10 protein-coding genes are annotated in these 13,028 nt (G+C 73.1%); 2 read left to right on the plus strand and 8 right to left on the minus strand.

Annotated elements, in window-relative coordinates; genetic code table 11:
• Positions 1-155: 155 nt before the first annotated feature.
• From ABD466_RS38425 to ABD466_RS38435, 3 genes are all read right to left on the minus strand, one after another.
• A complete protein-coding gene (locus ABD466_RS38425) occupies positions 156-1,028 on the minus strand; it encodes a universal stress protein (protein WP_344662210.1) in 873 nt (290 codons plus the stop codon).
• Between the two features lie 157 nt (positions 1,029-1,185).
• A complete protein-coding gene (locus ABD466_RS38430; protein WP_344662211.1) occupies positions 1,186-3,891 on the minus strand; it encodes a bifunctional acetate--CoA ligase family protein/GNAT family N-acetyltransferase in 2,706 nt (901 codons plus the stop codon).
• On the minus strand, positions 3,891-6,338 hold the full coding sequence (locus tag ABD466_RS38435; RefSeq protein ID WP_344662212.1) for a phosphoketolase family protein: 2,448 nt from the start codon (positions 6,336-6,338) through the stop codon (positions 3,891-3,893). The genes ABD466_RS38430 and ABD466_RS38435 overlap by 1 nt, the downstream gene beginning before the upstream one ends.
• A 230-nt stretch (positions 6,339-6,568) precedes the next feature.
• On the opposite strand from ABD466_RS38435, the gene ABD466_RS38440 reads away from it, so the two are divergent.
• Positions 6,569-7,135 carry a hypothetical protein gene (locus tag ABD466_RS38440; protein WP_344662213.1) on the plus strand — a complete coding sequence of 189 codons (567 nt, stop codon included), beginning with the start codon at positions 6,569-6,571 and terminating at the stop codon, positions 7,133-7,135.
• A gap of 163 nt (positions 7,136-7,298) precedes the next feature.
• On the opposite strand, the gene ABD466_RS38445 is transcribed toward ABD466_RS38440, so the two are convergent.
• The gene (locus ABD466_RS38445) at positions 7,299-7,730 is read right to left on the minus strand and encodes a pyridoxamine 5'-phosphate oxidase family protein (RefSeq protein ID WP_344662214.1); all 432 of its coding nucleotides are present in this window, start codon (positions 7,728-7,730) and stop codon (positions 7,299-7,301) included.
• 96 nt (positions 7,731-7,826) lie between these two features.
• On the opposite strand from ABD466_RS38445, the gene ABD466_RS38450 reads away from it, so the two are divergent.
• Positions 7,827-9,557: a GAF domain-containing sensor histidine kinase gene (locus tag ABD466_RS38450; RefSeq protein WP_344662215.1), complete on the plus strand. Its 1,731-nt coding sequence runs from the start codon at positions 7,827-7,829 to the stop codon at positions 9,555-9,557.
• A 75-nt stretch (positions 9,558-9,632) separates the two neighbouring features.
• Here the strand turns inward: ABD466_RS38450 and ABD466_RS38455 are convergent, their stop codons facing one another.
• The 4 genes from ABD466_RS38455 to ABD466_RS38470 all read right to left on the minus strand — a co-directional run bounded on the left by ABD466_RS38455 (position 9,633) and on the right by ABD466_RS38470 (position 12,954).
• A complete protein-coding gene (locus tag ABD466_RS38455; protein WP_344662216.1) occupies positions 9,633-10,295 on the minus strand; it encodes a response regulator in 663 nt (220 codons plus the stop codon).
• Positions 10,296-10,347: 52 nt separating this feature from the next.
• Positions 10,348-11,217 carry an ABC transporter permease gene (locus ABD466_RS38460; protein WP_344662217.1) on the minus strand — a complete coding sequence of 290 codons (870 nt, stop codon included), beginning with the start codon at positions 11,215-11,217 and terminating at the stop codon, positions 10,348-10,350.
• Positions 11,218-11,219: 2 nt separating this feature from the next.
• Complete coding sequence (locus ABD466_RS38465) at positions 11,220-12,167, minus strand: ABC transporter ATP-binding protein (protein ID WP_344662218.1); 948 nt, start codon at positions 12,165-12,167, stop codon at positions 11,220-11,222.
• A 157-nt stretch (positions 12,168-12,324) separates the two neighbouring features.
• On the minus strand, positions 12,325-12,954 hold the full coding sequence (locus tag ABD466_RS38470) for a LysE family translocator (protein WP_344662219.1): 630 nt from the start codon (positions 12,952-12,954) through the stop codon (positions 12,325-12,327).
• Positions 12,955-13,028: the final 74 nt, after the last annotated feature.

The following is a 13,028-nucleotide window of genomic DNA, read 5'->3' on the forward strand; positions in this document are numbered from 1 at the left end:
GTTCGCCGAACTGCGACTTCCAGCGGACTTTCAACACCATGGCCGAAGGTCGTATTCAGCCTTTAACACCACAGGACAACCGCAGCCCACAGACCAACTAACTGCATCCCCACCCCGAACAACCTCAGTCCCAGCAGCCTCAATCGCCAGCAGCCTCAATCCCGAGGAACGATGACCACCGGACAATCAGCATGATGCAGCAGCGCATGCGCAACCGGTCCCACCCGCATCCCGTGTTGCCCATCACCCCGATGACGCGCACCGGCAACGACCAGGTCCACGTGCCTCGTAGCCTCCGTCAGCACCGCGGCGGGCGTGCCGTCCGCGACCCGGTGGCTCGTCCGGACATCGGGGTGCTTCGCGTGCCACGTGCGTACGAGCGCCTCCAGCGCGGCGTCCAGGTCCGCTGCGGCACGCGCGGCGGCCTGCCGCACCTCGTCCGTGTCGCCGGCGTACTCCGCGGCCCACGCCATGTCCCAGACCGTCACGGCCTCCAGCCGCGCCCCGCGTCGGGCGGCTTCGGTGAACGCGAAGTCCAGCAGGTCGTCGGCCTGCTCCTCGATGTCGATCGCGACCAGCACCACGTCGTGCGGATCGCGGGGGGCGCCCCGCACGATCATGGTCGGTACGCACGACTCGGTCAGCGCCCGCATCGACACCGAGCCCAGCAGCAGGCCGGAGAAGCCGCCGCGGCCACGGTTGCCGACCACGAGCAGGTCCGCGCCGCGGGCGGTGGTGGCCAGTGACTCGGCGGCGGCGCCGCTGAGGGCTTTGGCGACGACCTTCATGCCGGGGAACCGGGCGCGGGCGAGGGCGGCGCCGTGCTCGGCGATCTCCTCGGCGCTCTGCCGGATGGCCTCCTCGACGCTGGTCGGCGCGTAGACCATCGGCGTCATCGGCGGCATCCAGCTGTAGGCGTGGACGACGGTGAGGGACGCGCCGCGCCAGGCGGCCTCGCGGGCGGCCTGGACGAGGGCGCGCTCGCTGGGCGGGGTCTTGTCGTACCCGACGACGACGGTGGACTTCACGGCTCCTCCAAGAGCTCTGACGGCCCGGCTGTGACACCTCCACCTTCCCGCCGCGCGCGGACCGTCCCCAGAGCCCGACGGCCCGCGCGCGGCCGGGTCCGAGGACCCGCGGCGGGCCGGGTCCGATGGCGGCCGGACCCGGGCCGAAGGTCCCGATTCAGCGCAAGCGGCGCAGGTAGGGATCGCGGGCGTCGCGCGGTTCGAGGCGGATGCGGAAGTCGGCGGCGGTCGCGCCCTCCGGGGTCGCGATCAACGGGTTGATCTCCGCTTCCGCGACGCGGGGATGGTCGGTGGCCAGGCGCGCGAGGCGCATCACCACGTCCCGCACCGCGTCGGCGTCGGCACCGGGCCGTCCTCGGAACCCACCCATCAGTCGTGCCGCGCGCGGCTCGTCGAGCAGGCGGGCCGCGTCCCGGCCGGTCAGCGGTGTCAGGGCGAACCGGTGGCCGCCGATCAGCTCCGTCTCCGTGCCGCCGACGCCGAATCCGACCAGCGGACCGAACACCGGATCGCTGTCGACGCCGACCGACAGTTCCACACCCTTCGGTGCCATCTCCTGCACCACCACGCCCGCGAGCCGGTCGGGGAAGCGCCGGTTCAGCAGCCGCCATCCGGCGCGGGCGTCCTGCTCACCGGACAGGCCGAGCAGGACGCCGTCGACGTCGCTCTTGTGGATCAGTTCCGGCCAGTACGCCTTCATCGCCACCGGCCCGTCCCAGAGGCCGGCCGCGGTGACCGCCGTGTGCTCGTTGCGGGCCAGCACCAGGCGGGCGGTGCCGATGCCGTAGCAGGCCAGCAGGTCCGCGCACCGGTCCGGCGGCAGCCAGCCGCCCTCGGGCCGCGCCTCCATCTGCAGGGCGATGATCCGGGCCGCGTCTTCGGAACGGATCCCGGGCAGATCGACGGCCTCGTCCTCCGGCTCGCGCAGCCACTCGCTCCGGTCGGCGGCGTGGGCCAGCGCCCGGGCGGCGGCCGAGGCGCCGGCGTAGACGGGGATCCGTTCGCCCTCCCCGGTCGTGAGGAAGTCCAGTCCCAGCCCCTGGTTCACGCGGACCAGCGTGAGCGGCACCCGGCCGTGCCGGATCCCGTCGGCCAGCGTCGACCGCAGATCGGCCAGCGCCGTCGGCACCGGCAGCACCAGCACGGCGTCGGCCTCCCCGGCGTCGCAGACCGCTTCCACGGCCCGCCGCAGCGCCTCGGCTCCGGCCCCGGCGCCGGCGTCGACCGGGTTGGCGACCGCCGCGTCCGGGCCCAGCAGGGCGCTGAGCCGCGCCCGCAACCCGGCGCTGAACTCCGCCACCGTCAGGCCGGCCTCGATACAGGCGTCGGCGGCCAAGACCCCGATCCCGCCGGCGTTGGAGACCACCGCGACGCGGCGCCCGTCCGGCAGCGGCTGGGCGTCCAGCAGCGCCGCGGTCTCGACGAGCTCACCGGTGGACCGGGTGGCGATGACGCCGGCCTGCCGGAACAGCGCCCGCCGGGTGATCGTCGGCGTGACCCCGGCGGCGGTGTGCGAGGCCGCGGCCCGCGGCCCCGCGGCCGACCGTCCGGCCTCGACGATCAGCACCGGCTTGGTGCGGGCGAGACGGCGGGCGTGGCGGGCGAACTTGCGCGCGTTGCCGAACGATTCCAGGTGCAGCAGCACCATCCGCGTCCGCGGGTCCTGCGCCCACCAGCCCAGCAGGTCGTTGCCGGAGACGTCGGCCTTGTCCCCGAGCGAGGCGAACGCACTGACCCCCATCCCCAGCGCCGCCAGCCGTTCGAGCACGGCGATGCCGACGCCGCCGGACTGGACGGCGACCCCGGCCGAGCCGGCCCGCGGCGGGTGCGCGGTGAACGTGGCGTCCAGCGCGACGCCGCCGGCGAACGAGGCGACCCCCAGGCAGTCGGGCCCCACCAGCCGCATGCCGTAGCGGCGGCACACCGCCTTGAGCACCGTGGTGGTCGTGACCGGGACCGCGGTCGTGACCACGACCAGGGCCCTGACTCCGTGCCGGCCGCAGGCGATCGCGGCGTCGACCACGGCGTCGGCGGGCAGCGCCACCACGGCCAGGTCGACCGGCTCCGGGAGCGCGCCGACCGACCGCGCGCACGGCACGCCGCCGATCTCGTCGGCCCCGGGGTCGACCGCGTACAGCCGCCCCGCGAACCCGGACGCGCCGAGGTGGTCCAGAACCGCCCGGCCCACGCCCCCGGTCTCGCGCCCGGCGCCGACCACCGCGACGGCCCGCGGCCGGAACAGCGGTTCGAGCGAGGCCGCCGAAGCCCGGAACTCCCGGTCGGCGACGACCTCCAGATACGCGTCGTCCTCGGCGAGGTCGATGTCGTGGAAGACGGTGCCGCCGTGCTCGTGGGCGGCGCCGTGCTTCAGGCCGGCCGAGGCGACGACGCGCTTCATCGCCAGGTTGTCCACCAGCGTCTCGGCGACGAACCGCCGCATCCCGCGGGCCCGCGCCGCGTCGGCGAGGTGCTCCAGCAGCAGCGTGCCCACGCCGCGCCCGCGCTCGCCCTCCGCGACCGTGAACCCGACCTCGGCGGTGTCCGAGTCGTGCAGCCGCCAGGCCTCGGCCTCGCCGACGAGCTCCTCGCCGCCGGGGCGGCAGGCGAGCGCCAGCAGGGCGATGCGGTCCGGATCCGGGTGGCACAGCCGCTGCGCGGCGGCCTGTCCCGGACCGGCACCGGGGGCGAAGAACCGCATGCGCGAGCTCTCCGGGCTCAGCCCGGCGAACAGGGCGCGCACCGCCGGCAGGTCGTGCGGCGTGGCGGGGCGGATCAGGACCGTGGAGCCGTCGGCCAGCAGGGCGTGGACGGGCGTCCGGTGGTCGTGGGGGCGCGGCCAGGGCCGGATGGTGGGGGCGGTCATCAGGACCACGTCCAATCGCGGATCTCGGGGAGGTCTTCGCCGTGTTCGACGATCCACGCCCGGTGCCGGGCGCGGGTGTCGACCATCAGCTGTCGGGCGGCGGCGGCGCGCACGGCCAGTCCGGGGACCCGGTCGATGACGTCGCACACCAGCCGGTACCGGTCGGCGTCGTTGCGGACCAGCATGTCGAACGGGGTGGTGGTCGAGCCCTGCTCCTTGTAGCCGCGCACGTGCAGGTTCGCGTGGCCGGCGCGGCGGTGGGCGAGCCGGTGGATCAGCGAGGCGTAGCCGTGGAAGGCGAACACGACCGGTTTGCCGGTGGTGAACACGGCGTCGAACTCCGGGTCGGAAAGCCCGTGCGGATGCTCGGACGCGGGCTGCAGGCGCATCAGGTCGACCACGTTGACCACGCGGACGCGCAGCCCCGGCACGTGCTCGCGCAGCAGCTTCGCCGCGGCCAGCACCTCCAGGGTCGGCACGTCCCCGGCGCAGGCCAGCACCACGTCCGGCTCCGTGGTCGGATCCTCCTCCGTGCCGGCCCACTCCCAGATGCCCAGGCCGCGCTCGCAGTGCCGCGCCGCCTCGGCCGGGGACAGCCAGTCCGGGATCGGGTCCTCGCCGGCGACGATGACGTTGACCAGGTTCCGGGAACGCAACGCGTGGTCCGCCACCGCCAGCAGGGTGTTGGCGTCCGGCGGCAGGTAGAGCCGGACCACGTCAGCGGTCTTGTTCGCGACGTGGTCGAGGAAACCGGGGTCCTGATGCGAGAAGCCGTAGGGGTCCTGGCGCCACACGTGCGACGTCAGCAGGTAGTTCAGCGACGGCACCGGGGCCCGCCACGGCAGGGCGCGCGCCGTCTTCAGCCACTTCACGTGCCGGTCGACCATCGACTCGACGATGTGGATGGAGGCCTCGGAGCACGAGAACAGCCCGTGGCGCCCGGTGAGCAGGTAGCCCTCCAGCCAGCCCTGGCACAGGTGCTCGGACAGCACCTCCATCACGCGGCCGTCCGGCGCGAGGTGGTCGTCGTCCGGCACCGTGCGCAGGTTCCAGGCGCGGTCGGTGACCTCGAAGACGGCGTCCAGGTGGTTGGAGGCGGTCTCGTCGGGGCCGAACAGGCGGAAGCCGCGCCCGGCCGCGTCCCGCCGCATGACCTCGCGCAGCCAGGTCCCCAGCATCCGAGTCGGCTCGTGCAGGGTCGTTCCGGGCTTGTCGACCGGCACGGCGTGGTCGGTCGTCGGCGGCAGGTCCAGCGAGCGGGTCAGCAAGCCGCCGTTGGCGTGGCGGTTCGCGCCGGTCCGCCGCCCGCCCTCCGGGACGCAGGCCAGGACTTCCGGCTGGGGACGGCCCTGATGGTCGAACAGTTCCGCGGGGCGGTAGGAGTCGAGCCAGGCGGCCAGCACGCGGCGGTGTTCGGCGTTCTCTCGGACTTCACCGAGCGGGACCTGGTGCGAACGCCAGGTGTCCGCCACCGGTACTCCGTCGACCGTGCGCGGGCCGGTCCACCCCTTCGGCGTGCGCAGGACGATGACCGGCCAGGCGCCGTGCGCGCCGTGCCCGGGCCGGTGCGGAACGCGCGCGGCGTGCTGGATGCCGCGGATCGTCGCCAGCGCGCCGTCCAGGGCCTCGGCCATCTGGCGGTGCAGCTTGTCCGGGTCGTCGCCGACCACCCAGCGCGGGTCGTAGCCGTGGGCGGTCAGCAGGCCGTCGAGGTGCTCGCGCGGGATCCGGTCCAGGACCGCGGGGCCGGCGATCTCGTCGCCGTTCAGGTGCAGGATCGGCAGCACGGCCCCGTCGGTGGCCGGGTTCAGGAACCCGACGGACTTCCAGGACGCCTCCAGCGGCCCGGTCTCGGCCTCGCCGTCGCCGACCACGCACGCCACGACGAGGTCCGGGTTGTCGAACGCGGCGCCGAAGGCGTGGGCCAGGCTGTAGCCGGGTTCGCCGCCATCGTGGATCGACCCGGGGACGTTCGCCGCGACGTGGCCGGCGACGCCGCCGGGCGCCGAGAACGCCGCGAACAGCCGGGCCATGCCGTCGGCGTCGCGGGGGACGTCCGGGTAGTGGTCGGTGTAGGAGCCGTCCAGCCACGCGCAGGCCGGCGCGGCCGGGCCGTCGTGTCCGGGGCCGAGGATCTCGATCAGGTCCACGTCGTGCTCGCGGATCAGGCGGTTGAGATGCGCGTGGACGAACGTCAGGCCGGGGCTCGTGCCCCAGTGCCCCAGCAGCCGGGGCTTGATCTCCTCGGGCGCGAGCTCGTGACCGGCCCGGTGGCGGCCGCGCAGGTAGATCTGGCCGACCGACAGATAGTTGGCGGCCCGCCAGTAGGCGTCGACGGCGCGCAGCGGGACGACGGCGGTCTTGGCACGGACGTTCTTGGCGACGCCCGCGGCGCTCTCGACGCTCGTGGCGGTCTCGACGGTCTCGACGGTCTCGGCGGTCGGCATCTGGCCGGTCCTCTCACGGGGTGGGCCCGGGCACGAGGGACCGGGGTCTCCCGCCCATCGTCAGCCGCCCCGGACCGGCCCCGGGAGTGCCGGGCGGCCCGGTCCGATGCGGGACCTTCGGCCCGGTCAGGAGACGTCTTCCGGCACCTACGGCAGGGGCCTGCGACCACGACATTGGTGGCAGCACACGAATCCCGCCGCACCGCCCCGACGTCATCGAGGAGAATCCCGTGAACACCGCCCGCAAGCTCGCCTCCGGCATCGCCTACACCGCCGGCGCCGCTCTGATCGCCGCCGGCCCGGTCATGATCTACGAGGGCGTGCACGGTCAGCACCAGGTGAAGGACCAGCTCTCGGCACAGCTCATCTCCTTCCCGGCCAAGGGCTCCTCGGGCCTGCCCGCCGCCCAGGCGAAGTACGCCGGCCGGCAGGTCGTCACCGGTCCGCAGGCCAAGGCCTACGCCGACATGATCGAGACCCACATCAAGGAGGCCACCGGCGGCAAGACCTACTCCCAGGTGTCCTCCGCCGCCATGGCCGCCCCGGACGACACCAAGCTGGCCGGGCTGAAGAACACCGCGTTCATGGGCGAGTCCCTGCGCGGCTCGCTGATGGGCGCGTACCAGGCCTGGGAGGTCACCTACCTGGTCATCGGCCTGGGCGTGGCGTTCGCCGGGCTCGGCGCGGCGACCGTCGCCGTCACCGGCCTGACCGAGATCTCCCGCCGGAAGATCCACGTCCCGGACACCATCGCCGCCCTCGCGGAGAACCCCAGCTCCGGCACCCCGCTGATGTGATGAGGCGCGCGGCGGCCCGGCCGCCCTGACACGGATGTCAGGGCGGCCGGGTCTGTCACGTGTCAGGCACGTATCTGGGATCCCGGCCCGAGGCCATGGGATCGCAGCGTCAGGGATCGAAACGTCTTGGAATCATGATCGGCCGGACAGGTCTCGGCCGGTCCTAGTCCCTGACGTCGTGGCCCACCAGCTCGTGCGACCGGATCCGCCGGCCGGTGATCAGCTGGGTCTGGACCTTGATGAAGTACTCCCGGTCCGGGATCCAGGGGTCGATGTCCAGTCCCGCCAGGCGCTCCTGCTCGGGCTTCGACGTCACCAGGGACGAGCGGCCGGTCAGCGTCACGGTCCAGCCGCTGCGGGTGGCGGGGTCGAACTCGTCCACCTCGAAGGCGATCACGGTGTCGGCGACGGCGGCCGCGAACTTGGCGCCCTTGCGGGTCTTGAACACCACGTCCTTGCCGTCGAGCTTGAAGTTGACCAGGTGGACCGCGGGCATCGCGTAGCGGCTGTAGACGACCCGGCCCACGGGGGCCGTGGCGGCCAGCCGGAGGGCCTCCTCTTCGGCCAGATACTCGATCGCGGTGTCACTACCCATGTCGCCATCGTCAGCCGCCACCACCGGTGGTGAACAGGGCCTAAAGTCCCGGATCCCGATCAGCCGCGCCCGCGGCGCCGCCACTAGGCTGGGGCCATGGTCGACGACGCCGGACGGGCCCGGCACCCGCTGCTGCCGCAGCTGCGCTTCGACGAGCTGATCGACGAGCTCGTCAGCCGGCTGGACCAGGTCAAGGCGGCCCGCGGCCGCGTCCAGCAGCTGCTGCAGGGCGTGCTGGCCGTCTCCGGCGGGCTGGACCTGGACCAGGTGCTGCACACCATCATCGAGACCGCCACCGATCTGGTCGAGGCGCGGTACGGGGCGCTGGGCGTGATCGGCGGCGAGCGGGGGGACCGGCTGGAGCGGTTCGTCACCGTCGGGCTCGGCCAGGAGGAGATCGACGCCATCGGCCCGTACCCGACGGGCATGGGGCTGCTGGGGCAGCTGATCCGGCACCCGGTGCCGCTGCGGCTGGAGGAGATCGCCGACCATCCCGCGTCGTTCGGCTTCCCGGACAACCACCCGCCGATGCGGGCGTTCCTCGGGGTCCCGATCCGGGTCCGGGACGAGGTGTACGGGAACCTGTACCTCACCGAGAAGCGCGGCGGGGCCGCCTTCGACGCCGACGACGAGGCGCTGCTCACGGCGCTGGCGGCCGCGGCCGGGGTGGCGATCGACAACGCCCGGCTCTACGACGAGGCCCGGCGGCGGCAGCGCTGGATGGAGGCCACGACCGAGCTGACGCAGGGGCTGCTGTCCGGGGCCGAGACGCTGGACGTGCTGACCGTGCTGATCGAGCGGGTGCGCGCGCTGGCCGGCGCGGACCTGGTGGCCGTGGCCCTGCCGGACCCTTCGGGGACCAGCCTGACGGTGCAGGTCGCCTGCGGGGCCGGCGCCGAGCGCCTGCGGGGGCTGACCATCCCGGTGGCGGGCTCCGCGCTCGGCGAGGCCTACGCCTCCGGCACGGCGCGCTCGCTGGCCGGGCCGAGCTGGTCGACGTACCCGGCGTGGACGGACGCCGGCCTGGACGCGGCGCACATCGCCCCGCTGGGCGCGGCCGGCCGCTCCCGGGGCGTGCTGGTCGCCGCCAAGTGCACCGGCAAGCTGCCCTTCGACGCCCAGGTCGTCACCGTCCTGTCCGACGTCGCCGCGCAGGCCGCCGTCGCCCTGGAACTGGCGGACCGCCGCATCGACGCCGAGAAGCTGGCCCTGTTCGCCGACCGGGACCGGATCGGCCGCGACCTGCACGATCTGGCGATCCAGCGGCTGTTCGCGGCCGGCATGACCCTGCAGTCGGTCCTGAAGATCACCGAGAAGGCGGCCGTCCGCGACCGGGTCTCCACCGCCGTCGCCGACCTCGACGACACCATCAAGGTGATCCGCTCCACCATCTTCGCCCTGTCCGAGCACGACAGCCCGGCCCAGCTCCCCAGCCTCCGGGCCCAGGTGCTGCAGGTCTGCCAGGACGCCGCCGACGCGCTGGGCTTCGCCCCCGCGGTGCGCTTCACCGGCCCGGTCGACTTCGAGGTCCCCGAACAGGCCGTCGACCACACGCTGGCGGTGACCCGCGAGGCGCTGTCGAACGCGGCCCGGCACGCCGACGCCTCCAAGGTCGAGGTCGACCTGGCGACCGCCGACGGCCTGCTGACGCTCCGTATCGCGGACGACGGCGTCGGCATCCCCGAGCAGGGGCGGCGCAGCGGTCTGGCGAACATCGCCGACCGGGCCGCCGAGCTGAACGGCGAGTTCGCGATCGAGCCGCGGGCCGGCGGCGGCAGCGTGCTGGTGTGGAAGGTGCCGTTGGACGAGGGGGACGCAGCCGGCTGACAGCCGGCCGTCGGATACCGCGGACCGGTGCTCGGCGGCCACGGCCGAGCACCGCGGCCCACCGCCGCCCGGCTTTCAGCGGTGCTGCTGCCCGTGATCCGTCCTCGCTCCGGTGACCATGACCGCCGCCTGGACCCGCCGCGTCAGCCCGAGTTTGGCCAGCAGCGCGGAGACGTAGTTCTTCACCGTCTTCTCGGCCAGGAACAGGCGGTCGGCGATCTGGCGGTTGGTCAGGCCCTCACCGATCAGATCCAGGACGCGGCGTTCCTGGGCGGTGAGCTGGGCCAGCGGATCCTTCTTCTCGTCCGCGGCCCGCAGGCGGGCCATGACCTTCGCCGCGAGCTTCGGGTCGAGCAGCGATTCGCCGGAGGCGACGGTGCGGACGGCGGAGACCAGGTCCGGGCCGAGGGTCTGCTTGAGCAGGTAGCCGGAGGCGCCGGCCATGATGGCGTCGAACAGGGCCTCCTCGTCGGCGAAGGAGGTGAGCATCAGGCAGTTCAGATCCGGCAGTTTGCTGCGCAACTCCCGGCACACGGTGACGCCGTCGCCGTCGGGCAGGCGGACGTCCAGCACCGCCACCCGCGGGCGCAGCGCCGGGACCCGGGCCAGGGCCTCGGCGGCTGTCGCGCCCTCGCCGACCACCTCGAAGTCCGGTTCGTCTTCGAGCATGTCCTTCAGTCCCCGCCGCACCACCTGGTGGTCGTCCAGCAGGAACACGCCGATCTTCTCGCCATCCATGTGCTCAGCCTAGGGCCGGAAGGCCGTCGGAGGACGGGCCGAAGGGCCTGGATCACGCGTCACGCTTCCGGAACAGCACCGCCCCGGCGATGATCGCGACCGCGGCGTAGCCGGCGAACACGGCGAAGCCGGTCCACGCCGAGAACATCGGGATGTCCTCGCCGCCGAGCTTGCGGATGCCCCAGAGCTGCCCGCCGGCGAAGAACGGGACCCACTTGTCGACCTTCACCGCCCAGTCGTGGGGCAGGAACTGCACCATGATGAAGGTCACGAACAGCGCGGCGATGGCGGCGGTGATGGCCCCGGCGGTGTGCCGCAGCAGCGCGGCGAAGCCGAAGGCCAGCAGGGCGCTGACCGCCAGGTACAGGCCGCCGCCGACGACCGCCTGCAGCACGTGCGGCTTGTCCAGGGAGGTGGACAGGTCCACCACGGCCACCGTCTCGCGGGTCGGACCGCGGAAGTCGTGGACGTGGACGCTGGTGAAGAACGACTGGCCGATGAAGAACGACGTGAAGCTGCAGAACAGCCCGGTGATCAGGGCCACGAGCGTGAACACCAGCAGTTTGGCCCCGTACACCACGCCCCGGCGCGGCATCGAGGTCAGCGAGGTGCGGATCATGCCGGTGGAGTACTCGCTGGACAGCGTCATCGCGCCGATGACGACGATGACCAGCTGGCCGAAGACGATCCCGAACATCGCGTCGCGCACCGGGTCGAACGTCGCCAGGTCCTCCCGGCCGGTGTGGCCGGACTGGCCCCAGGCGAACAGGGTGCTGATGCCGATGGTGACGAGCGCCGTGGCCAGCAGCGTGTAGATCGTCGAGCGCACCGAGCGGATCTTCGTCCACTCCGAGCGCAGCGCCCCGCGGAACCCGGAGCGGCCCTTGGCCGGCGGCAGGCCGACGGCGGTCAGGGTGGTCATGGTCAGGCCTCCACCTGCTCGCTCGGACGCTGCGCGGCGGGCACCGCGGCGTGGTATTCGACGGCTTCCTTCGTGAGCTCCATGAACGCCTCCTCCAGCGAGGCCTGGATCGGGGTCAGCTCGTGCAGCCGCACCCGGTTCTCGAACGCCAGGTCGCCGATCCGCTCCAGCGGCAGCCGCGAGATCCGCAGCGTGGTCGCGTCGGCCGCGTCGGTGCTGACCCGGCCGCCGTCGGCGGTGACCAGCTCGGCCAGCCGCCCCGCGTCCGGGGTGCGGACCTTGACCTGCTGCTCGGAGTTCTGCTCGATGAACTCCGCGACCGTGCAGTCCGCGATCAGCCGCCCGCGTCCGATGACCAGCAGGTGGTCGGCGGTGTGCTCCATCTCCGACATCAGGTGGCTGGAGACGAACACGGTGCGGCCCTCGGCGGCCAGCGCCTTCATCAGATTCCTGATCCACAGGATGCCCTCGGGGTCGAGCCCGTTGACCGGTTCGTCGAACATCAGCACCCGGGGATCGCCGAGCAGCGCCGCGGCGATGCCCAGCCGCTGCCCCATGCCCAGCGAGAAGCCCTTGGAGCGCTTGCGCGTCACCTCGGTCAGGCCGACCAGCTCCAGGACCTCCCCGACCCGCCGGGCGGGCAGGTCGTTGGTCTGGGCCAGGCACAGCAGGTGGTGGTAGGCCGAGCGGCCGCCGTGGATCGCCTTCGCGTCCAGCAGCGCCCCGACCTCCCGCATCGGGTGGTCGGCGGCGGCGAACGGCCGGCCGTTCACCGTCACGCTCCCGTCCGTCGGCGCGTCCAGGCCCAGGATCAGCCGCATCGTGGTGGACTTGCCGGCGCCGTTCGGCCCGAGGAAGCCGGTGACCTGCCCCGGCTTCACGGTGAACGACAGGTGGTCCACGGCCAGTTTGTCGCCGTAGCGTTTCGTGAGGCCCCTCGCCTCGATCATCTCCGTCGCCCCCTTCCAGGCGGTGGCCGCGGCGTCACGCCGGGTCCGGGTAGAAGGTAGTCCGGCCCGGCGGTGCGGACGTCGTGCTGGGAGTGGAGACGGGAGTGCAACTTCAGGATGAGACGGGGCGCCGCGAGATGTAGGCGCCCGCGACGGCTCACTCCTGCTGCAAGGCCAGCCGCACCGCGAAGCCGAGCAGCAGCAGCCCGGTGACCTTCTCGATCCGGGCCCGCACCCGCGGCCGCCGCAGCACGGCGCCGATCCGGTCGACCACCAGCACGTAGGAGGTGAACCACGCCAGATACAGCGCGGCGAACACGAGGGAGTAGGTACACGCCCGCAGCAGCGTGGTGTGGTGGTCCGGCATGAACTGCGGCAGGAACGTCAGGAAGAACAGCGCCACCTTTGGGTTCAGCGCGTTCGACAGGAAGCCCTGGCGGATCCAGCGGATCCAGCGGATCCGGCCGCCGCCCCCGCCGCCCCCGCCGTCAGGGCCCTGCTCGTGGGCGCCCGAGCGCAGCGCCGACCGCAGCGTCGAGACGCCCAGGAGCGCCAGATACGCGACGCCCACGATCTTCAGCACCGTGAACGCCGCCGCGGACGTGGCCAGCAGCGCCGAGATCCCGAGTGCGGCGCCCGAAGCGTGGACCGACAGCCCCAGCGCCCCGCCGGCCATCGTCAGCAGTCCGGCGGTCCGGCCGCCGGCCAGCGCGTTGCGGGTGACCAGCGCCTGGTCCGGTCCCGGAATCATGATCAGGACCAGGGACGCCCCGATGAAAGTCAGCATGTTGTCCTCCTCGCCACCAGGATCCCGGCGGCGCCCCGGGGCGGTCATCCGTGCCGACCACGCGAACCACCACT

Origin of the sequence: Catenulispora subtropica (assembly GCF_039531675.1) — a bacterium.
GTDB classification, from domain to species: Bacteria; Actinomycetota; Actinomycetes; order Streptomycetales; family Catenulisporaceae; genus Catenulispora; species Catenulispora subtropica.

Bases quoted from the DNA above. Each gene is read 5' to 3' on its own strand.
- ABD466_RS38430 (WP_344662211.1), bottom strand. From the start codon at position 3,891: ATGACCGCCCCCACCATCCGGCCCTGGCCGCGCCCCCACGACCACCGG.
- ABD466_RS38435 (WP_344662212.1), bottom strand. From the start codon at position 6,338: ATGCCGACCGCCGAGACCGTCGAGACCGTCGAGACCGCCACGAGCGTC.
- ABD466_RS38445 (WP_344662214.1), bottom strand. From the start codon at position 7,730: ATGGGTAGTGACACCGCGATCGAGTATCTGGCCGAAGAGGAGGCCCTC.
- ABD466_RS38450 (WP_344662215.1), top strand. From the start codon at position 7,827: ATGGTCGACGACGCCGGACGGGCCCGGCACCCGCTGCTGCCGCAGCTG.
- ABD466_RS38455 (WP_344662216.1), bottom strand. From the start codon at position 10,295: ATGGATGGCGAGAAGATCGGCGTGTTCCTGCTGGACGACCACCAGGTG.
- ABD466_RS38460 (WP_344662217.1), bottom strand. From the start codon at position 11,217: ATGACCACCCTGACCGCCGTCGGCCTGCCGCCGGCCAAGGGCCGCTCC.
- ABD466_RS38465 (WP_344662218.1), bottom strand. From the start codon at position 12,167: ATGATCGAGGCGAGGGGCCTCACGAAACGCTACGGCGACAAACTGGCC.
- ABD466_RS38470 (WP_344662219.1), bottom strand. From the start codon at position 12,954: ATGCTGACTTTCATCGGGGCGTCCCTGGTCCTGATCATGATTCCGGGA.